At 62.6% G+C, this 19,129-nt stretch carries 19 protein-coding genes and 1 other annotated feature; of the genes, 13 read left to right on the forward strand and 6 right to left on the reverse strand.

The annotated features are described in order from the left end of the window. Positions 1 to 435: 435 nt before the first annotated feature. Both ACRAWE_RS11785 and ACRAWE_RS11790 read left to right on the forward strand, forming a co-directional pair. Entirely contained in the window at positions 436 to 1,803 is a 1,368-nt protein-coding gene (locus ACRAWE_RS11785; RefSeq protein ID WP_211129951.1) for a pyridoxal-phosphate dependent enzyme, read from the forward strand. A 12-nt stretch (positions 1,804 to 1,815) separates the two neighbouring features. After that, on the forward strand, positions 1,816 to 2,961 hold the full coding sequence (locus tag ACRAWE_RS11790; protein ID WP_432525369.1) for a trans-sulfuration enzyme family protein: 1,146 nt from the start codon (positions 1,816 to 1,818) through the stop codon (positions 2,959 to 2,961). Between the two features lie 60 nt (positions 2,962 to 3,021). On the opposite strand, the gene ACRAWE_RS11795 is transcribed toward ACRAWE_RS11790, so the two are convergent. Then, entirely contained in the window at positions 3,022 to 4,044 is a 1,023-nt protein-coding gene (locus tag ACRAWE_RS11795) for an isopenicillin N synthase family dioxygenase (RefSeq protein WP_432525370.1), read from the reverse strand. A 290-nt stretch (positions 4,045 to 4,334) separates the two neighbouring features. On the opposite strand from ACRAWE_RS11795, the gene ACRAWE_RS11800 reads away from it, so the two are divergent. Both ACRAWE_RS11800 and ACRAWE_RS11805 read left to right on the forward strand, forming a co-directional pair. Further along, the gene (locus ACRAWE_RS11800; RefSeq protein WP_019454614.1) at positions 4,335 to 4,991 is read left to right on the forward strand and encodes an HAD family hydrolase; all 657 of its coding nucleotides are present in this window, start codon (positions 4,335 to 4,337) and stop codon (positions 4,989 to 4,991) included. An 89-nt stretch (positions 4,992 to 5,080) separates the two neighbouring features. Then, the gene (locus ACRAWE_RS11805; protein WP_432525371.1) at positions 5,081 to 5,701 is read left to right on the forward strand and encodes a glutathione S-transferase family protein; all 621 of its coding nucleotides are present in this window, start codon (positions 5,081 to 5,083) and stop codon (positions 5,699 to 5,701) included. A 13-nt stretch (positions 5,702 to 5,714) separates the two neighbouring features. Here the strand turns inward: ACRAWE_RS11805 and ACRAWE_RS11810 are convergent, their stop codons facing one another. After that, entirely contained in the window at positions 5,715 to 6,815 is a 1,101-nt protein-coding gene (locus ACRAWE_RS11810; protein ID WP_432525372.1) for a PQQ-dependent sugar dehydrogenase, read from the reverse strand. Between the two features lie 131 nt (positions 6,816 to 6,946). Between ACRAWE_RS11810 and ACRAWE_RS11815 the strand changes: the two genes are divergently transcribed. Both ACRAWE_RS11815 and corA read left to right on the forward strand, forming a co-directional pair. Then, positions 6,947 to 7,366, forward strand: coding sequence for a GNAT family N-acetyltransferase (locus tag ACRAWE_RS11815; RefSeq protein WP_432525373.1), 420 nt, complete (start codon positions 6,947 to 6,949; stop codon positions 7,364 to 7,366). 11 nt (positions 7,367 to 7,377) lie between these two features. After that, positions 7,378 to 8,361, forward strand: a complete 984-nt coding sequence (corA, locus tag ACRAWE_RS11820; RefSeq protein ID WP_025920995.1) for a magnesium/cobalt transporter CorA — start codon at positions 7,378 to 7,380, stop codon at positions 8,359 to 8,361. Between the two features lie 63 nt (positions 8,362 to 8,424). On the opposite strand, the gene ACRAWE_RS11825 is transcribed toward corA, so the two are convergent. The 3 genes from ACRAWE_RS11825 to speB all read right to left on the reverse strand — a co-directional run bounded on the left by ACRAWE_RS11825 (position 8,425) and on the right by speB (position 11,734). Then, the gene (locus ACRAWE_RS11825; RefSeq protein ID WP_198635503.1) at positions 8,425 to 9,234 is read right to left on the reverse strand and encodes a nitrilase family protein; all 810 of its coding nucleotides are present in this window, start codon (positions 9,232 to 9,234) and stop codon (positions 8,425 to 8,427) included. Positions 9,235 to 9,338: 104 nt separating this feature from the next. Further along, positions 9,339 to 10,724 (reverse strand): sodium:solute symporter, encoded by a 1,386-nt coding sequence (locus tag ACRAWE_RS11830; protein ID WP_154746841.1) that lies wholly within the window; start codon positions 10,722 to 10,724, stop codon positions 9,339 to 9,341. Between the two features lie 77 nt (positions 10,725 to 10,801). After that, a complete protein-coding gene (speB, locus tag ACRAWE_RS11835; RefSeq protein ID WP_019454363.1) occupies positions 10,802 to 11,734 on the reverse strand; it encodes an agmatinase in 933 nt (310 codons plus the stop codon). Between the two features lie 248 nt (positions 11,735 to 11,982). On the opposite strand from speB, the gene ACRAWE_RS11840 reads away from it, so the two are divergent. Continuing rightward, the gene (locus ACRAWE_RS11840) at positions 11,983 to 12,906 is read left to right on the forward strand and encodes a LysR family transcriptional regulator (protein ID WP_019454364.1); all 924 of its coding nucleotides are present in this window, start codon (positions 11,983 to 11,985) and stop codon (positions 12,904 to 12,906) included. Here the strand turns inward: ACRAWE_RS11840 and ACRAWE_RS11845 are convergent. Next, the gene (locus ACRAWE_RS11845; RefSeq protein ID WP_019454365.1) at positions 12,903 to 13,727 is read right to left on the reverse strand and encodes an SDR family oxidoreductase; all 825 of its coding nucleotides are present in this window, start codon (positions 13,725 to 13,727) and stop codon (positions 12,903 to 12,905) included. The genes ACRAWE_RS11840 and ACRAWE_RS11845 overlap by 4 nt on opposite strands. A 229-nt stretch (positions 13,728 to 13,956) precedes the next feature. Here ACRAWE_RS11845 and hisL point away from each other — a divergent pair, with 229 nt between their 5' ends. From hisL to hisH, 6 genes are all read left to right on the forward strand, one after another. Next, on the forward strand, positions 13,957 to 14,004 hold the full coding sequence (hisL, locus tag ACRAWE_RS11850; RefSeq protein WP_100396937.1) for a his operon leader peptide: 48 nt from the start codon (positions 13,957 to 13,959) through the stop codon (positions 14,002 to 14,004). Next, positions 13,980 to 14,106, forward strand: a sequence feature (His leader region). Its footprint overlaps the gene before it by 25 nt. A gap of 71 nt (positions 14,107 to 14,177) precedes the next feature. Beyond that, complete coding sequence (gene hisG, locus ACRAWE_RS11855) at positions 14,178 to 15,077, forward strand: ATP phosphoribosyltransferase (RefSeq protein ID WP_015377256.1); 900 nt, start codon at positions 14,178 to 14,180, stop codon at positions 15,075 to 15,077. A gap of 4 nt (positions 15,078 to 15,081) precedes the next feature. Further along, positions 15,082 to 16,389 carry a histidinol dehydrogenase gene (gene hisD / locus ACRAWE_RS11860; protein WP_063919083.1) on the forward strand — a complete coding sequence of 436 codons (1,308 nt, stop codon included), beginning with the start codon at positions 15,082 to 15,084 and terminating at the stop codon, positions 16,387 to 16,389. Beyond that, positions 16,386 to 17,474 (forward strand): histidinol-phosphate transaminase, encoded by a 1,089-nt coding sequence (hisC, locus tag ACRAWE_RS11865; RefSeq protein WP_432525374.1) that lies wholly within the window; start codon positions 16,386 to 16,388, stop codon positions 17,472 to 17,474. Before hisD ends, hisC begins: the two co-directional genes overlap by 4 nt. Continuing rightward, entirely contained in the window at positions 17,471 to 18,538 is a 1,068-nt protein-coding gene (gene hisB / locus ACRAWE_RS11870; protein ID WP_019454369.1) for a bifunctional histidinol-phosphatase/imidazoleglycerol-phosphate dehydratase HisB, read from the forward strand. Before hisC ends, hisB begins: the two co-directional genes overlap by 4 nt. Beyond that, on the forward strand, positions 18,538 to 19,128 hold the full coding sequence (gene hisH / locus ACRAWE_RS11875) for an imidazole glycerol phosphate synthase subunit HisH (RefSeq protein WP_063919082.1): 591 nt from the start codon (positions 18,538 to 18,540) through the stop codon (positions 19,126 to 19,128). The genes hisB and hisH overlap by 1 nt, the downstream gene beginning before the upstream one ends. Position 19,129 lies beyond the last annotated feature (1 nt).

The raw sequence follows: 19,129 nt of genomic DNA on the forward strand, positions 1-19,129 counted from the left end.
AAATAGCGTTAACTTTCAAACATGTTCACGTTTTAAGCCAACCAGCGAGAGTGGCCCGGTGCGCGCGTGCCGGCCGCAACCCCCTGCGGCGCCCGTAATGGGTAACGCAACGCACCGAAAATGCCCTTGCTGTGAGTTTATGTGATTTATCTTATTTTTGCAGGGTTTAGCGTGAATTTTCAGCATTTTTACATAACTGTACGCAGGCCCCCGCTTATCGCTCAAAAAAGCGCCGCACCGTCTATTTCTCCGCCTACTCACGGCTACACGGCCAAGCATCTGCACCGCTAAACATCTGCGCATCCATACGTCTAAAAAAGATTAATATATTCCATAATGGCATATAAAACCGTTATTTGTTCTTTTTAAAGCGCTTATCCTCAGCGCTATCATCCACACAGAGACTTTTATACCGAATAATCCTGGAGATGAGTCATGGCGATCCCCCATTCCGTCATCGAGATGATTGGCAATACCCCGATGCTGGAACTGACCCAGTTCGATACCGGCCCGTGCCGGCTGTTCGTCAAGCTGGAGAATCAAAACCCCGGCGGTTCGATCAAAGACCGCGTGGCGCTGTCGATGATCGAACAGGCCGAGCGCGACGGCAAACTGCAGCCGGGCGGCACCATCATCGAAGCCACCGCCGGCAATACCGGCCTGGGATTGGCGCTGGTGGCGGCATTGAAAGGCTATAAGCTACTGCTGGTGGTGCCGGACAAGATGAGCCGCGAGAAGATCTTCCACCTGCGCGCGCTGGGCGTGGAAGTGCTGTTGACCCGCTCGGACGTCGGCAAGGGGCATCCGGCTTACTATCAGGATTACGCTAAACGCCTGGCGGAAGAGATCCCCGGCGCTTTTTATATCGACCAGTTCAATAATCCGGCCAACCCGGCGGCCCATACCACCACCACGGCGCCCGAACTGTGGCGACAGATGGAACATGACGTAGACGCCATCGTGGTCGGAGTCGGTTCCGGCGGCACACTGGGCGGGCTGAGCCGCTATTTCGCCGAAGTATCGCCGCAGACGGAATTCGTGCTGGCCGACCCTGCCGGCTCTATTCTGGCGGACTATCTCGACAACGGCCAAGTCGGCGAAGCGGGCAGTTGGCTGGTGGAAGGCATCGGCGAAGACTTCGTCCCACCGCTCAGCGACTTTAACCAGGTGCGCAACGCTTACCGCATCGGCGACGCCGAAGCCTTCACCACCGCGCGCGACCTGCTGCGCAAGGAAGGCGTGCTGGCAGGATCGTCCACCGGCACCCTGCTGGCCGCCGCATTGCGTTACTGCCGCGCACAGACCGAACCCAAGCGAGTGGTGACCTTCGTCTGCGACAGCGGCAACAAATATCTGTCTAAAATGTATAACGATCACTGGATGCTGGAACAGGGCTTACTGAGCAAGCCGCAGCACGGCGATCTGCGCGATCTGATCGCCTACCGCCACGACGAGGGCGCCGCCGTTTCCGCCGCGCCGGACGACACGCTGGCGATCGTACACGCCCGCATGCGGCTGTACGACATCTCGCAGCTGCCGGTGCTGGAAGGCGATCGGGTGGTCGGTTTGATCGATGAGTGGGATCTGCTGAATGCCGTCCAGGCCGACGCCGCCCACTTCAGCCTGCCGGCCAGCAGCGCGATGACCAAGCGGGTCAATACGCTGCAAAAGGAAGCCGGCTATCAGGAACTGCAGGCCACCTTCAACCATGGCCACGTCGCGGTGGTGCTCGACGGCGAGCGCTTCCTCGGCCTGATTACCCGCACAGACGTGCTTAACGCCTGGCGCCAAAAATTACGTTAATAAGGACCCATTATGGCCAAGTTTGATACGTTGACCGTTCACGCCGGTTACACCCCGGATGCGACCGGCGCAGTGATGCCGGCGATTTACGCCACCTCTACCTACGCCCAACCGGCGCCGGGCGAGCATACCGGCTATGAGTATTCCCGCAGCGCCAACCCGACGCGCACCGCGCTGGAAAGCGCCATCGCCGAACTGGAAGGCGGCAGCCGCGGTTACGCCTTCGCCTCCGGTCTGTCGGCCTGCTCCACGGTGCTGGAGCTGCTCGACAAGGACAGCCACCTGATCGCGGTGGACGACCTGTACGGCGGCACCTATCGCCTGCTGGAAAAGGTGCGCAGCCGCACCGCCGGCCTGCGCGTCACCTACGTGTCACCGGCGGATCTCGCCGGGCTGGAACAGGCGATCGAACCGGATACCAAAATGATCTGGGTGGAAACCCCGACCAACCCATTGCTGAAACTGGCGGATCTGAGCGCCATCGCCGCGATCGCCAAAAAGCATCAACTTATCAGCGTGGCGGACAACACCTTCGCCTCGCCGTATCTGCAACGCCCGCTGGATCTGGGCTTTGACGTGGTGGTGCACTCCGCCACCAAATACCTCAACGGCCACTCCGACGTGGTGGCCGGCGTCGCGGCGGTGGGCGATAACCCGGCGCTGGCGGAACAGCTCGGCTTCCTGCAAAACGCGGTCGGCGGTATTCTCGATCCGTTCAGCAGCTTCCTGACGCTGCGCGGCATTCGTACCCTGGCGCTGCGCATGCAGCGCCACAGCGACAGCGCGCTGCGCATCGCTCAATGGCTGGAGAGCCAGCCGCAGGTGGAAAACGTCTACTATCCCGGCCTGCCGAGCCATCCGCAGCACGAGCTGGCGGCGCGCCAGATGACGCGCTTCGGCGGCATGATCTCGGTACGGTTGAAAGGCGACGACGCCTATGCGCGCCGGGTCATCAAGCGTTCGCGCCTGTTCACCCTGGCGGAAAGCCTGGGCGGCGTGGAAAGCCTGATCAGCCAGCCATTCAGCATGACGCACGCCTCCATTCCGCTGGAACAGCGCCTGCAAACCGGCATCACGCCACAGCTGGTACGCCTGTCGGTAGGGATTGAAGATGTGGAAGATCTGATCGCCGATCTGCAGCAAGCGCTGGCGGAATAACCGCTGCATCAGCGCACCTCTCAGCCCGGCCGCCATGCCGGGCTTTTTTATGCCTGATATTCAGAGGCCGATAACGTCCTGATAAAAGCGATGCGCTACATCGGGGTGGGAGCGGATGCGCTCTTTCAGGTAGTTGTAACCGACATCGCGCAGCAGCGGGTTGAGCGGATCGCTGGCCGGGCCGCGCGCCTGCGCCGCCAGCTGCGGCGGCAGTTGATACAGCGGCACCACCGCGTCCAGACGCGCGCCGAGGAAGAACGCGATCGATAATCTGTCACGCCCCGCCGGCGGCGTTTCCACCCGGTGCACCGTGGCGCGCAGATAACCGTTGGTCGCCAGTTCCAGCAGCTCGCCGATGTTCACCACGAAAGTGTCTTCACGCGGCTGTGCGTCTATCCATCGCCCCTCACTGACCTCCACCTGCAGCCCTTTTTGCGCATCCTGCAGCAAGAAGCTGAGAAAACCCGAGTCCTTGTGTGCGCCGACGCCCTGTGCGCTGCCGGTAGCGTCCCGCCCCGGGTAGCGAATCAGTTTGATGTGTTCGTTGGGCTTATCGCCGTACAAGCGATCGAAAGCCTGCTCCGGCAGTGACAGCGCCAGCGCGAAAGCGCGCAGCAGCCGCAACGACATGGCGGTCATCGCCTGCTGCCACTGCAGCAGCAGCGGTTTCAGCGCCGGCAGCGCCGCCGGCCACTGATTTGGCCCCTGCAGGCGCGCCCAACGCGGGGTGTCGTCAGCCAGCGTCAGCGCCGGACGTTCGGCGCCGATATCGAACTGCTCGCGCCAGTCCGGCTGGCCGAGCGTGAGCTCCGCCGCCGCCCGGTTATAACCGCGAAAATGCGGTGAGCGCACCATCTGCACCGCCAGCTTGTCGGCTTCCGGCAGGGCGAAAAATTGCCGCGCGGCGTGCTGCAACCGCGCATTCAACGCGCCGTCCACGCCGTGACCACGCAGATAGAAAAAACCGACGTCGCGCGCCGCCGCGCGCAAATCGTCAAGAAAGGCGCGCCGCTGGCGCGCATCGCCGTCAAGCTGCGAAAGATCCAGCAGCGGCAGCGTTTTCAGCGTCGTCAGGTGCGTCATCTTGCGGTTCCTCGTCTTCCCCGATCACGATCGGGCTGCCATACAGGCGAATAATCAACATGGTCACTCCCCCCAGCGGGTGGCTGCATTGGTCTTCTAGTTAGCACCGCGTTCGCCGGGGCGGCCAATATTGTTGCGTTCTAAGTTATGCAAACGTTCAACAAACTGTCGCAAAAGCGTCATCAATGTTTCTTATGCTCTGCGCAATTTCGCCGACGCCGCTGGCTGGCGACGTGCGCTATCCGCTATCCTGTAAACGACCTCATACCCTGCCTGCCGGAGAAATACTGATGGATTTAGCCTTATTCGACCTGGATGAAACCCTGATTGACGATGACAGCGCCAGCCTGTGGATCCGCTGGCTGGTCGGCCAGGGATTCGCGCCGGCGGAGCTTGAACTGCAGGAGCAGCAGCTGATGCAGCTCTATTATCAGGGCAAGCTGTCGATGGAGGACTATATGCAGGCTACGCTGGCACCGTTGACCGGCCTGAGCGTGCAAACCGTGGCCGGCTGGGTGCAGCGTTACATCCGGCGCGACATCCTGCCGCGCGTCTACCCCGCCGCCCGTGAACGCCTGCAGTGGCACCGCGAGCGCGGCGACTGCATTCTGGTGATCTCCGCCACCGGCGAGCATCTGGTGGCGCCGATAGCCGAACAGCTCGGCGCCGACGATGCGCTGGCGATTGGCGTGGAAATCAGCGATGGCCGCTTTACCGGCAACACTTACGGCACCATGACCTATCAGCAGGGCAAGGTGATCCGCCTGCAGCACTGGCTGGCGCAGCATCCACATCTGAAATTCGAGCACAGCCACGGCTACAGCGACTCCCTCAACGACAAGGCGATGCTGCAATTCGTCGATAGCGCCACGGTAATCAACCCCGACAGCGAGTTGAACGCGCTGGCGGTGGAACGCGGCTGGGAAGTGTGCCGTTGGGAACGCTGAACGGCAGACAAAAAGTGCCCTGCGGTGTGACAAAAAGCGCGTTGTGGCGTAGGTATTAAGGGTCCTTAATCCGCTAACGGAGCTATCCAATGCTGACCATTTGGGGTCGTGAGAATTCGAACAACGTCAGGAAGGTGCTGTGGTGCGCCGCCGAACTGGAGCTGAGCTTCACCCACATCAACGCCGGCGGCGCGTTCGGTAAGGTAAACGAAGAGAGCTACCGCGCGCTGAACCCGAACGGCCTGGTGCCGCTGCTGCAGGACGATGACTTCGTACTGTGGGAATCCAACACCATCGTGCGCTACCTGGCGGCGAAATTCGGCGATGCGACGTTCTATCCGCAGGATCTGCAGGCGCGCGCCGCCGCCGAGAAATGGATGGACTGGACCACCTCAACCATCGTCCCGGCCTTCACCATCGTCTTTTGGGGCCTGGTGCGCACCGCGCCCGAGCTGCGCGACATGGCGAAAATCGATGCGGCGATCGCCACGCTGGAAAAACACTTCGACGTCATCGAACAGACGCTGGCGCGCCAGCCCTACCTCTCCGGCGAAGCGTTCGGCTTCGGCGATATTCCGCTCGGCAGCTTCGCCTACGCCTGGTTCGAAATGCCGATCGCCCGTCGCTCACGGCCGAACATGGAGCGCTGGTATCAGCAGCTGCGCGCTCGCCCGGCCTATCAGCGTGGCGTAATGAGCGCGCTCACCTAATCGATGCGGGGCGCTACGACGCCCCGACCTTCAGCAGCTTGCCATTCCGTTCGTCCGTCAGCAGATACAGGTAGCCATCCGGCCCGCTGCGCACCTCGCGGATGCGTTCGCCGCGATCGCCCAACAGCCGCTCTTCCGCCACCACCTGGTCGCCCTCCAGCGTCAGGCGAATCAGTTCCTTTTGCGCCAGCGCGCCGATGAACAGCGAGTGCCGCCAGGCGGGGAAGCGTTGGCCGTCATAAAACGCCATGCCGCTGAGGCCGGGCGAGACTCGCCAGTAGTGCAGCGGCTGTTCGGTGCCGGGCACCCGTTCCCCTTTGGCCTCCGGTATCGGTTGGCCGGAATAGTTGATGCCGTAGGTGGCCAGCGGCCAGCCGTAGTTTTTACCCGGCAGCGGGATATTGAGCTCATCGCCGCCGCGCGGGCCGTGCTCATGTTCCCAGATCGCGCCGCTCCACGGGTTCAACGCCAGCCCTTGCGGATTGCGGTGGCCGTAAGACCAAACCTCCGGCCGTTTGCCGGCCTGGCCGACCCAGGGGTTATCCGGCGGTACCGCGCCTTCGGCGGTCAGCCGCACCAGTTTGCCCTGCAATTTGCCGGTCTCTTGCGCCGTCGGCCGCTGGTTGTTTTCACCCAGCGCGATGAACAGATAGCCCTGCCTGTCGAACGCCAGCTTGCCGCCAAAATGATTGCCGACCGACAGCTTGGGCTGCTGACGGAAGATCACCTTAAAGTTTTCCAGCCGCCGGCCATCGTCGCTCAGGCGGCCATAGCCGACCGCCGTACCGGCTTTGCCGCCCTCGCCCGGTTCGGCGAAGCTGAGATATACCCGGCGACTGGCGCTGAAGTCGGGGGCCGGCAACACTTCAAGCAGGCCGCCCTGCCCCTCGGCGTAGACCTGCGGCACGCCGACGATCGGCGGCGACAGGCCCTTGCCCTGCTGCCACAGCCGCAGACGGCCGGGCCGTTCGGTGATAAGCAGACCTTGCTCCGCCGGCAAAAAGGCCAGCGACCACGGGTGTTCCAGGCCGTCCTGCAGTTGGCTGACCGTCGGCGCGGCGTGCAGCAGGCCGCTGCACAGCAGCAACCCGGCCAGCAGAGTCAATCGGGGCATGGCGTCCTCCTGAGGATAAAATGACCCGTTTAGTGTAGCTCACCCAGTCGGAATGGTCGTTTACATTACATTTCAACAGGTTGCCTTTTAGCCGTAGTGTGCTTAAGTTAACGCATCACCCAGGAGGAAAAATGGACATTACCGTTACCGACGCGATCGACGAACAAACCCTTGATGCGATCAGGCAAGGCCTGCGCGCTTACAACCTGCCGCATATCGATGCCCGTCACCGCAAGCCGCTCAGCGTCTATGCGCGCGACGAGGCCGGCACGGTGATCGGCGGGCTGACCGCCGAAACCTGGGGCAACTGGCTGAGCGTCGAGTGGCTGTGGGTGGCGGACTCCCAACGCGGCAGCGGCCTGGGCGGCCGATTGATGCGCGCCGCCGAACAAGAGGCGAAGGCGCGCGGCTGCCGCTACGCCCGTCTGGACACCTTCAGCTTCCAGGCGCGACCGTTTTACGAAAAGCTCGGCTATCAACTGCAAATGACGTTGAAAGATTATCCGGTGGAACATGAGTGCTATTTTCTCACCAAAACCCTGACTGATTAATGGACGGACCGATGGACAGCAAAAGCATGGTGGTGAACTGCGTGGCGTACAAAGCCGGCCAACGGCTGGGCGAAGTGACCATCGACGATATCAGCGAGGTGGTCAAACAACCGGACACTTTCATCTGGCTGGGGCTCCGGCAGCCGGAGCCGGCGTTTATGCGCAAGGTGCAGGAAGAGTTCGGGCTTCATGACCTGGCGATCGAAGACGCGCTGTGCGCACACCAGCGGCCGAAGCTGGAGACCTATGGCGACTCGCTGTTCATCGTGGTGAAAACCGCGCAATGGGGCGAGAACGACGAAATCGAATACGGCGAGACGCACTTCTTCGTCGGCAAAAACTTTCTGGTGACGGTGCGCCACGGCGCTTCGCCCAGCTATGCGCCGATCCGCGCCAAGGCGGAAGAGAATCACAAGCAGATGTGCCGCGGGCCGGGCTTCGCGCTTTATTCGGTGCTGGACTTCGTGGTGGATAACTACCGCAGTGTGGTGGCGCGCTTCGAGAGCACCATCGAGAACATCGAAGCCAACATGTTCCAGTCGGAGTTCGATCAGGCGGCGATTGAGAACGTCTATACTCTGCGCCGCCACCTGCTGGCGCTGCGCAACGCCGCGCTGCCGATGGATGAAATCTGCAACCAGCTGATCCGTCTGCACGAAGAAGTGATCCCGAAAGAGCTGCGCGCCTACGTGCGCGACGTGCAGGATCATGCGCATCAGGTGGTCAGCAACATCGACGACATGCGCGAAATGCTGACCAACGCCATGCACGTCAATCTGGCGCTGGTGACGGTCAAACAGAACGAAGTGGTGAAACGGCTGGCGGGCTGGGGGGCGATTTTGGCTATCCCGACGGTGATCTTCAGCCTGTACGGGATGAACTTCGCCGACATGCCGGAACTGAAATTCCCGTGGGCCTATCACGCCACGCTGGGAGTGACCGCCGTCGGCTGCATTTTCCTGTATCAGAAGCTGAAGAAATCAGGCTGGCTGTAAGCGCCAAAACAGCGGCGGTTCCCGTCGGCCAAAAACCTCGGCGGGGCAGCCCGCCCCGCCGCTTCAATACAGTAGCGGCCGCCGATCGCAATGCACATGATTGTAGCGGCCGATGCGCTTGTCATCAGCCGTACTGATATCCATTTCCGCCAGCACCATACCTTCGCCAGCCAGGCTCTGCGTCAACGGGTAACCGTCGGCGTCGACGATCGCCGAGCCGCCGATCCACTCGACGCCGCGTTCCGTTTCGCAGCGATCGCACACCGCGATGAACAGCCGATTGACGGCGGCGTTGGCCTGCGCCTTCACCATCTCCGCCGGCCGTTCGCCCTGTGGCCGCGGCGCCAGCGGCCAGTTGACCGGTGCGCACAGCAGCTGAGCACCGGCCAGCGCCGGCAGCCGCACCCACTCAGGGAATTCAAGATCGTAGCAGATCATCACCGCCAACCGGCCAAAGCGCGTCTCGACGACCGGCGGCGGCCGATCGCCGGGGGTAAAGATCGTGCTCTCCTCATGCCACAGGTGAACCTTGCGATAAATCGCCCTCACGCCTTGCGCATCGATCAACGCCGCGCTGTTGGCCACCCCGCCATCGGGCAGCCGCTCGCAGAAACCGGCGACGATCGCCACATCCCATTCGCACGCCAGGGCAGCCCACAAGCTGACGCTTGGCCCGTCGTCGGCCTCGGCCAACGTCAGCGCCTCCGCCTTATCGCGAAACACATAACCGCTGTTCACCAGCTCCGGCAGCACGATGACGTTGGCGCCGCGCTGCGCCGCATGACGGATCGCCTGAGCGGACAGCGCCCGATTATGCTCTGCTTCCCCTACCCGCAGCGCTAACTGGCAGCATGCGACGCTGATTTTACCCATGACTCACCTTCTCCTTACCCTCACCGTTATACCGACAGGGCGGCGATGCGCCCTGCTCTTCAGTAAATCAGTAAAGGCGCCGTGATAAAAGCCCGGATCGCGCCTCAGCGTTCAGTTTGAGCCTGCAGCTGCGGCGCAGGGCGGCTCAGCAGGCTGCCCAGCACAAAGGCGACGCCGCCGCCCAACAGGCCGCCGTAGATCGGGCTGTTGGCGTCGATGCCATGCCAGACCATCAGCCCCACCACACACAGGCTGCCGGTCAGCATGCTGGCGATGGCGCCGACGCTGGTGGCTCGCGGCCAGAAGATCGCCCCCACCAGCGGGATTAGCATGCCGCCCACCAGCAGGTTATAAGCCAGCGTCAGCGCCGCCAGCACGTCGCGCACCACAAACGCCAGCCCCAGCATGACCGCGCCCATGAAAAGCGTGGCAAAGCGCCCGGCGGCCAGCCCGCCGGACGGTTTGCGGCGAATGGCCGGCAGCACGTCTTCCAGCGCGATGGTGGAGGATGCCAGCAGGCAAGCGCTGGCGGTGGACATCAGCGCCGCCAGTGCCGCCGCGGCCACCAGCCCGCTGACGCCGACCGGCAACACCGCTTGCGCGATGGCGGCAAAGGCGCCATCGGTATTGCTGAGCGACGGCAGCACGATCTTGCCGGCCATGCCGATCAGCGCGCCGGTCACGCCGTACAGCACGCAGTAGACGCCCGCCCCCAGCCCGGCGAAGCGCGCCACGTTGGCGCTGCGGGCAGTGAACACCCGCTGCCAGATGTCCTGGCCGATCAGAATGCCGAAGAAGTAGATCAGAAAGAACACCAGAATGGTGTCCAGCCCGATCGACGACAGCTGGTAGTAACCGGCGGGCAGTTGGCTGGCGAACGCTTCCCAGCCGCCGGCCTTGACGATGCTCATCGGCATCAGCACCAGCATCATGCCGACGGTCATGATGATGAACTGAATGATGTCGGTCAGCGTCAGCGACCACATACCGCCCAGCGTCGAATACAGCACCACCAGCCCGCCGCCGAGCAGAATCGACGCGGCGAACGACAGGCCGAACATCACCTGCATCACGCTGCCGATGGCGATGATCGAAGTCACCGCCACCATCAGGTCATATGCCAGCATGATCGCGCCGCTGGTGACGCGCGCCGCCGGATGATAGCGCCGCGACAGCACCTGGCTGACGGTATATAGCTTCAGCTTGAGCAGCGGCTTGGCCAGCACCAGGCTCAGCACCACGATGCCCAGCCCGAGCGCGCCGCACAGCCAGACGCCGGAGATGCCGTAGGTGTAGCCGAGTTTGACGCTGCCGATGGTCGACGCGCCGCCGAGCACCACCGCCGACAGCGTGCCCAGATACAGTCCTGGCCCCAGGTTGCGCCCGGCGACCAGATACGCCTCTTTGGAATTGGCGCGGCGAATGCCCATCCACCCCACCGCGCCTATCACCAGAAAGTAAAACACCACAACCAGCAGATCGAGATTCATGGGTACCTCCACACCGTTGTTATTGTTATCAGGGGGCCCGACGCAACCGCTCCGCCGGTAGGGTCAGTGCGCCGGCCTCAGCGGACCGGCAGCACGCACAGCATTTCAAACAGCAGGTTGGCCGCCAGCAGCGCGGTGTTGCCGGAGCGATCGTAAGGCGGCGACACCTCCACGACATCGCCGCCGATCAGGTTCAGCCCATGGCAGCCGCGCACGATCTCCAGCCCCTGCCAGACCGACAGCCCGCCGACCTCCGGCGTGCCGGTGCCCGGTGCAAAGGCCGGATCCAGCCCGTCGATATCGAAGCTGAGGTAAACCGGCGCGTCGCCCATCTGTTCGCGGATCTCGGCCATCAGCGGCGTCAGCGACCGGTGCCAACAGGCTTCGGCCGGCACGACGCGGAAGCCCTGGCGACGCGACCAGTCGAAGTCGTCGGCCGCATAGCCGCTGCCGCGCAGACCGATCTGCACCACCTTTTCCGGCGCCAAGAGTCCTTCCTCAAACGCGCGGCGGAAGGTGGTGCCGTGCGCCAGCCGCTCGCCGAACATCTCCTCGTTGGTGTCGGAATGCGCATCGACGTGGATCAGCCCCACCGGGCCATGCCGACGGGCAATGGCGCGCAGCACCGGCAGCGTCAGGGTGTGATCGCCGCCGAGCGTCAACGGCGTGCAACCGTGCGCCAGGATCTCGTGATAAGCCGCCTCGATGCGCTGCACGCTGTCCGCCAGGCTGTAGGGGTTGATGGCGACATCCCCCAGATCGGCCACCTGCAGCCGTTCGAACGGGGCGGAGCCGGTGCCCATGTTGTAGGGGCGGATCATTACCGACTCCTGGCGGATCTGGCGCGGGCCATAGCGGGTACCGCTGCGGTTGGAGGTGCCGATATCCAGCGGAATGCCGACAAAGGCGGCGTTCAGACCGCGCGCCTGTTCGGCGGCGGGCAGGCGCATCATGGTGGGGATACCGGCAAAGCGCGGCATGTCGTTGCCGCTTTGGGGTTGGTTCAGCATGGCGTTTCCTTGTCGTAGTCTGCGATAGATTGAAACATTTAAGCAACATTCGCAGACTACCCCGTTGGCCGCCTCGACTACCATTCCCGCTTTTGCATGTAAACATCGAAAAACGCGATGTAACTAACCTATTGAAGTATTGATTTTTATTTCAACTTCATGCCATAAGGAAGGCCATACCTTCAGCGCCGTACCCATTTTTGCAATGTTAAAAATGAGTTAACCGGCAGATGCTCTGCGGAGGGCAGATGCTCACCAACCTAAGCGATATCGATCTGAAACTGCTGCGGGTGTTTGTTGCGGTGGCGGAAGCCCAGGGCGTCAGCGCCGCGCAGGAAACGCTGATGATGAATCAGTCCACCATCAGCACTCACCTGGCTTCGTTGGAAACCCGGCTGGGTTTTCGCCTGTGCCAGCGCGGCCGCTCCGGCTTCCGGCTGACGCCCAAGGGCGAACGCATGCTGATCGCCTGCCGCTCGTTGTTCAACGCCGCCCGCGACTTCACCCGGGTCAGCCAGTCGCTGAACGGCCTGTTGACCGGCGATCTGCAGATTGGGCTGGTGGATAATCTGGTCTCGCTACCGGGCAATCCGTTCAGCCAGGCCATCAAACACTTTCAACGCCGGCATCAGGACGTGCAGCTGCAGTGCCGCATCTGTTCACCGAGCGAGATTGAACAGGGGCTGCTGCACCGGCAGCTCGATCTGGGCATCGGCTACTTCGGTCAGCAGTTGGAGGCGCTGCGCTATCAGCCGTGGCTGGAGGAGACGCAGGCGATCTATTGCAGCGCGGATCACCCGCTGTTCGCAGTGGAAAGCCCCGAGCGGGAGCAGATCGAAAACGCGCGCTGGGTTAAGCGTGGCTACCTGCTGGCGCAGCAGTTATGCCCGATCGCGCCGCCCCACCTGGCTGCGGTGGCTCATCATATGGAGAGCGTCGCCCATCTGGTGTTGAGCGGCACCTGTCTTGGCTATCTGCCCACCCACTACGCGGCGCGCTGGGTGGAACAGGGGCTGCTGCGGCAGCTGGGCGGCGCGGCGCTCTCATACCGCGCCGTACTCAGCCTGGTCAGCCGCCCCGTCGAGCCCGACGAGGCGCTGAACGCGCTGCTGGAGGATTTGGTGCGCGCTGGCGAAAAAAACCCCGCATTTGCGGGGCATGATGACGTTTAACTGACCGGCATGCGCGCCGGGTCGGGATACTGGTACTCGAAGCCCAGCTCATTGCAGATGCGATTGCCGTCCACCAGCCGCTCATCCTGCTCCGCTTCATCGGCGAATTGTGGCGGCTCCAGGTGCAGCTGCTCGGCCAGCGCCGGATAGAACTCGCGTTTGGCCGGATGACGCGGTGCACACAGGTTGTACACATGGCCGCCCTTCGGCAGCTTCAGCAGCAGTTGGATAGCGGCGATCACGTCGTCCTGATGCACCAGATTCACCCCCTGCGAACCGCCCTTCACGTCGAGTTTACCCGCCAGGAAGCGGCCGGGGTGACGATCGGCGCCCACCAGCCCCGCCAGCCGCAGAATGTCCACCGAGGTGTTCGGCAACTCATGCAGCCAACGTTCCAATTCGGCCAAGACCCGGCCCGACGGCGAGACCGGCCGCAGCGGCGACTCTTCGCGCAGCGTGCCGGCCGTTTCGCCGTATACCGAGGTGGAACTGGTGAAGATTACCCGCGGCACGCCGAAGGCCATCGCGCTGTCCACCAGCATGCGCACCGCATTGAAATAGTTCTCGCTGCCTTCGACGGTGCGGCGCGCGGGCAGCGTCACCACCAGCGCATCCACGCGCAACAGCGATTCCAGATCGTCCGCATCGCAGACCAACTCCGGCGTCAGCTCCAACTGATAACATTCGATACCGCTCATGCGCGCGGCCTCGACGCCGTCCGGCGTGGTTTTGCTGCCGACCACATCGTACCCGCGGCCCATCAGCGACAACGCCAGCGGCATGCCCAACCAACCCAGGCCAATAATGGCTACCTTTTTCATCCTCTTCCTCTCCTGAAGAATGCAGCGCTCTACTTCTAAGGCTACGCCACTGCGCGCGGCGATACAATCTGCCCGGCTTAAGGTTAGGTAAAGCCGTCTATGGCTAATAACCCAACCTGTTTCAATAAATTAAATTTATGACGATAAAAAAGAGTTGCACGGCGGACAGCGGATAGTTTAGCTTAATTGGCATACGGTTTTTTACCGACTTTTGCTGAGAGAAAACACCATGACACGCGTTCAGTTCAACCACCATCATCACCATCACCCTGACTAGTCTTTCAGGCGATGAGTGCTGGAAGACGGTTTGTTAATCTTCCAGTGGCGCGCAGAACGCAAGAGAGAGCCCTCGGAAGATTTCTTCCGAGGGTTTTTTTTTGGCTCCGGACAGACAGAAAAGAATAGTTTTTACAATAAATTCATAAAATTACAGATTAAACAGAGGTTACCATGCTGGACAAGACACGTTTACGGATCGCAATGCAGAAGTCGGGCCGCCTGAGCGATGAATCCCAGGAGCTGCTGGCGCGCTGCGGCATCAAGATCAACCTGCAGCAGCAGCGTCTGATCGCCTTCGCCGAGAACATGCCGATCGACATCCTGCGCGTGCGCGACGACGACATTCCAGGCCTGGTGATGGACGGCGTGGTCGATCTGGGCATCATCGGCGAGAACGTGCTGGAAGAAGAGCTGCTCAGCCGCCGCGCCCAGGGTGAAGACCCGCGTTACTTCACCCTGCGCCGCCTCGATTTCGGCGGCTGCCGCCTGTCGCTGGCCACCCCGCTCGACGCCGAATACGCCGGCCCGCAAAGCCTGCAGGACGCCCGCATCGCCACCTCTTACCCACACCTGCTGAAGCAATACCTCGACAAACAGGGCGTGCGCTTCAAATCCTGTCTGTTGAACGGCTCGGTAGAGGTGGCGCCGCGCGCCGGTCTGGCCGACGCCATCTGCGATCTGGTCTCTACCGGCGCCACGCTGGAAGCCAACGGCCTGCGCGAAGTGGAGGTGATCTACCGCTCCAAAGCTTGTCTTATCCAGCGCGACGGCGAAATGCCGGAAGCCAAACAGCAGCTGATCGACCGCCTGATGACCCGTATTCAGGGCGTGATCCAGGCGCGCGAATCCAAATACATCATGCTGCACGCGCCGAGCGAGAAGCTGGACGAGATCGTCGCGCTGCTGCCGGGTGCCGAACGCCCGACCATTCTGCCGCTGGCCGGTGCGCAGAACCGCGTGGCGATGCACATGGTCAGCAGCGAAACCCTGTTCTGGGAAACCATGGAAAAACTGAAAGCGCTCGGCGCCAGCTCGATTCTGGTGCTGCCGATTGAAAAGATGATGGAGTAACGCCATGTCGACCTTCAACACGCCGATCGATTGGGCAACGTGCAGTGCCGAACGCCAGGCCGAGCTGCTGATGCGCCCGGCCATCGCCGCTTCCGACAGCATCACCCGCACGGTGAGTGAGATCCTCGACAACGTGAAGGCCAACGGCGATCGGGCGCTGCGCGACTACAGCGCCCGTTTCGACAAGGCGCAGGTCGCCGCGCTGCGCGTCAGCGACGAGCAGATCGCCGCCGCCTGCGCCCGACTGGGCGATGACATCAAACAGGCGATGGCAGTGGCCGTCGCCAACGTGGAAACCTTCCACAACGCGCAACGGTTGCCGCCGGTAGACGTCGAAACGCAGCCTGGCGTGCGCTGCCAACAGGTGACCCGCCCCATCGACTCGGTCGGCCTGTATATTCCCGGCGGATCGGCGCCGCTGTTCTCCACCGTGCTGATGCTGGCGACGCCGGCGCGCATCGCCGGTTGCCGCCGGGTGGTGCTGTGCTCGCCGCCGCCGATCGCCGATGAGATCCTGTATGCGGCGCAGCTGTGCGGCGTGCAGGAAGTGTTTCAGGTCGGGGGCGCGCAGGCGATCGCCGCCCTGGCGTTCGGCACCGAAAGCGTGCCGCGCGTGGCGAAGATCTTCGGGCCGGGCAACGCCTTCGTGACCGAAGCCAAGCGGCAGATCAGCCAACGCCTCGACGGTGCGGCCATCGACATGCCGGCCGGCCCTTCGGAAGTGCTGGTGATCGCCGACGCCGGCGCCACCCCGGCGTTCGTCGCTTCGGATCTGCTGTCGCAGGCCGAACACGGCCCGGATTCTCAGGTGATCTTGCTGACGCCGGACGCGGCGATGGCGCAGGCGGTAGCCGAAGCGGTGGAAAGCCAGCTGGCCGAGCTGCCGCGCGCCGACACCGCCCGCCAGGCGCTGGCAAGCAGCCGCCTGATCGTGGCACGCGATCTGGCAGAGTGCGTAACAATCAGCAATCGCTACGGCCCGGAGCACCTGATCATTCAGACCCGCAATGCACGCGAGTTGGTGGACGGCATCACCAGCGCCGGTTCGGTGTTCCTCGGCGACTGGTCGCCGGAGTCCGCCGGCGATTACGCCTCCGGCACCAACCACGTGCTGCCGACCTACGGCTACACCGCCACCTGCTCCAGCCTGGGACTGGCCGACTTCCAAAAACGCATGACGGTGCAGGAGCTGACGCCGCAGGGTTTCAGCAACCTGGCCGCCACCATTGAAACGCTGGCTGCCGCCGAGCAGCTGATCGCCCACAAGAACGCCGTGACCCTGCGCGTCGCCGCCCTGAAGGAGCAAGCATGAGCATCGAAAAACTGGCGCGCGCTAACGTTCGCGAGCTGACCCCTTATCAATCGGCGCGCCGCCTCGGCGGTAAGGGCGATGTGTGGCTCAACGCCAACGAATACCCGATCGCGCCGGAATTCCAGCTGACCGCGCAAACCTTCAACCGCTATCCGGAGTGCCAGCCGGCGCAGGTGATCGAACGCTACGCCGCCTACGCCGGGGTGAAGAAAGAACAGGTGCTGGTCAGCCGCGGCGCCGACGAGGGCATTGAGCTGCTGATCCGCGCCTTCTGCGAGCCGGGTAAAGACGCCATTCTGTTCTGCCCACCGACCTACGGCATGTACGCCGTCAGCGCCGAAACCTTTGGCGTGGAGCGCCGTACCGTGGCCGCCAAAGAGGACTGGCAGCTGGATCTGCCGGCCATCGCAGACAGCCTGGACAACGTGAAGTTGATCTACGTCTGCAGCCCGAACAACCCGACCGGCAACCTAATCGACCCGGACTCTCTGCGCAGCCTGCTGGAGCTGGCCAAAGGCAAGGCGATCGTCGCGGTGGACGAAGCCTATATCGAATTTTGTCCGCAGGCTTCGGTGACCGGCTGGCTGAGCGACTATCCGCACCTGGCGATCCTGCGCACGCTGTCGAAAGCCTTTGCGCTGGCCGGCCTGCGCTGCGGCTTTACGCTCGCCAACGAAGATCTGATCGCCCTGCTGCTGAAGGTGATCGCGCCTTACCCGCTTTCGACGCCGGTGGCGGATATCGCCGCACAGGCGCTGAGCGAAGAGGGCATCCGCACCATGCGTCAGCGCGTCACCGACATCGCAGCCACCCGCAGCTGGCTGCAGCAACAGCTGGAAAAATGCGCCTGCGTCGAGCAGGTTTTCGCCAGCGACAGCAATTACCTGCTGGCCCGCTTCACCGCCTCAAGTAATGTGTTTAAAAGCTTGTGGGATCAGGGCATTATCTTACGAGACCAAAACAAACAGCCCGGGTTGTCCGGCTGCCTGCGCATCACCATAGGCACCCGCGACGAATGTCAACGCGTGGTGGACGCCTTGTCCGCCCTGCCCGGCGCCAACCAGACTCGCCAGGAGCCAATGTGAGCCAAAAAATCCTCTTTATCGATCGTGACGGCACGCTGATCGCCGAGCCACCGGAAGATTTCCAGGTTGACCGCCTGGACAAGCTGGCGCTCGAGCCGGACGTGATCCCTTCTCTGCTGGCGCTACAGCAGGCGGGGTATCAGCTGGTGATGATCACCAATCAGGATGGGCTCGGCACCGCCAGTTTCCCGCAGGAAACCTTCGATCCGCCGCACAACCTGATGATGCAGATCCTCAGCTCGCAGGGCATTCAGTTCGCCGATGTGCTGATCTGCCCGCACCTGCCGGCGGACAACTGCGACTGCCGCAAGCCGAAAACCGCGCTGGTGAAGGGATATCTCGAACCCGGCGTGTTGGATGCCGCCCGCAGCTACGTGATCGGCGATCGGCCGACCGACGTGCAGCTGGCGGAAAACATGGGCATTCAGGGGCTGCGCTACCAGCGCGGCGTGCTGGGCTGGAAAGAGATCGTGCGCCAGCTGACCCTGCGCGATCGTCACGCGCGGGTTAACCGCGTGACCAAAGAGACGCAAATCGACGTCAACGTCTGGCTGGATCGCGAAGGCGGCAGCAAGATCAAAACCGGCGTCGGCTTCTTCGACCACATGCTGGATCAGATCGCCACCCACGGCGGATTTCGCATGGAGATCGACGTCAAAGGCGACCTGTATATCGACGATCACCACACGGTAGAGGACACCGGTCTGGCGCTGGGTGAAGCGCTGAACAAGGCGCTGGGCGACAAGCGCGGCATCGCCCGCTTCGGCTTCGTGCTGCCGATGGACGAATGCCTGGCGCGCTGCGCGCTGGATATCTCCGGCCGCCCGCACCTGGAGTACAAGGCCGAGTTCAACTATCAGCGCGTCGGCGATCTCAGCACTGAAATGGTCGAGCACTTCTTCCGTTCGCTCTCCTATACCATGGGCTGTACTCTGCACCTGAAGACCAAGGGCAAAAACGACCACCACCGGGTCGAGAGCCTGTTCAAAGTGTTTGGCCGCACGCTGCGCCAGGCGATCCGCGTCGAAGGCAATACCCTGCCGAGCTCGAAAGGAGTGCTGTGATGAACGTGGTGATTTTGGATACCGGCTGCGCCAACCTGGCCTCCGTCACCTACGCGGTGCGGCGCCTGGGTTATCAGCCGGAGGTGAGCCGCGATCCGGAGATCGTACTGCGCGCCGACAAGCTGTTCCTGCCGGGCGTCGGCACCGCGCAGGCGGCGATGGATCAGCTGCGCGAGCGCGATCTGATCGAGCTGATCAAGGCCTGCACTCAGCCGGTGCTGGGCATTTGTCTCGGCATGCAGCTGCTGGCGACCAGCAGCGAGGAGAACGGCGGCGTAACCACGCTCGGCCTCATCGATACGCCGGTGAAGCAGATGACCGACTTCGGCCTGCCGCTGCCGCACATGGGCTGGAACCAGGTGTCTGCGCAGGCGGGCCACCATCTGTTCCGCGGCATCGATGACGGTGCCTACTTCTATTTCGTTCACAGCTATGCGATGCCGATATGCTCCAGCACCATCGCTCAGGCGAACTACGGCGAGCCCTTCACCGCCGCCGTGCAAAAAGACAACTTCTTCGGCGTGCAGTTTCATCCAGAACGTTCTGGAGCGGCCGGTGCGCAACTGTTGAAAAACTTTCTGGAGATGTAGG

Origin of the sequence: Serratia sp. BFP-2025, from assembly GCF_050880365.1 — a bacterium.
In the GTDB taxonomy this organism is placed as follows: domain Bacteria; phylum Pseudomonadota; class Gammaproteobacteria; order Enterobacterales; family Enterobacteriaceae; genus Serratia; species Serratia surfactantfaciens.

Coding starts and splice junctions, on each gene's coding strand:
- ACRAWE_RS11785 (WP_211129951.1), top strand. CDS start 436: ATGGCGATCCCCCATTCCGTCATCGAGATGATTGGCAATACCCCGATG.
- ACRAWE_RS11790 (WP_432525369.1), top strand. CDS start 1,816: ATGGCCAAGTTTGATACGTTGACCGTTCACGCCGGTTACACCCCGGAT.
- ACRAWE_RS11795 (WP_432525370.1), bottom strand. CDS start 4,044: ATGACGCACCTGACGACGCTGAAAACGCTGCCGCTGCTGGATCTTTCG.
- ACRAWE_RS11800 (WP_019454614.1), top strand. CDS start 4,335: ATGGATTTAGCCTTATTCGACCTGGATGAAACCCTGATTGACGATGAC.
- ACRAWE_RS11805 (WP_432525371.1), top strand. CDS start 5,081: ATGCTGACCATTTGGGGTCGTGAGAATTCGAACAACGTCAGGAAGGTG.
- ACRAWE_RS11810 (WP_432525372.1), bottom strand. CDS start 6,815: ATGCCCCGATTGACTCTGCTGGCCGGGTTGCTGCTGTGCAGCGGCCTG.
- ACRAWE_RS11815 (WP_432525373.1), top strand. CDS start 6,947: ATGGACATTACCGTTACCGACGCGATCGACGAACAAACCCTTGATGCG.
- corA (WP_025920995.1), top strand. CDS start 7,378: ATGGACAGCAAAAGCATGGTGGTGAACTGCGTGGCGTACAAAGCCGGC.
- ACRAWE_RS11825 (WP_198635503.1), bottom strand. CDS start 9,234: ATGGGTAAAATCAGCGTCGCATGCTGCCAGTTAGCGCTGCGGGTAGGG.
- ACRAWE_RS11830 (WP_154746841.1), bottom strand. CDS start 10,724: ATGAATCTCGATCTGCTGGTTGTGGTGTTTTACTTTCTGGTGATAGGC.
- speB (WP_019454363.1), bottom strand. CDS start 11,734: ATGCTGAACCAACCCCAAAGCGGCAACGACATGCCGCGCTTTGCCGGT.
- ACRAWE_RS11840 (WP_019454364.1), top strand. CDS start 11,983: ATGCTCACCAACCTAAGCGATATCGATCTGAAACTGCTGCGGGTGTTT.
- ACRAWE_RS11845 (WP_019454365.1), bottom strand. CDS start 13,727: ATGAAAAAGGTAGCCATTATTGGCCTGGGTTGGTTGGGCATGCCGCTG.
- hisG (WP_015377256.1), top strand. CDS start 14,178: ATGCTGGACAAGACACGTTTACGGATCGCAATGCAGAAGTCGGGCCGC.
- hisD (WP_063919083.1), top strand. CDS start 15,082: ATGTCGACCTTCAACACGCCGATCGATTGGGCAACGTGCAGTGCCGAA.
- hisC (WP_432525374.1), top strand. CDS start 16,386: ATGAGCATCGAAAAACTGGCGCGCGCTAACGTTCGCGAGCTGACCCCT.
- hisH (WP_063919082.1), top strand. CDS start 18,538: ATGAACGTGGTGATTTTGGATACCGGCTGCGCCAACCTGGCCTCCGTC.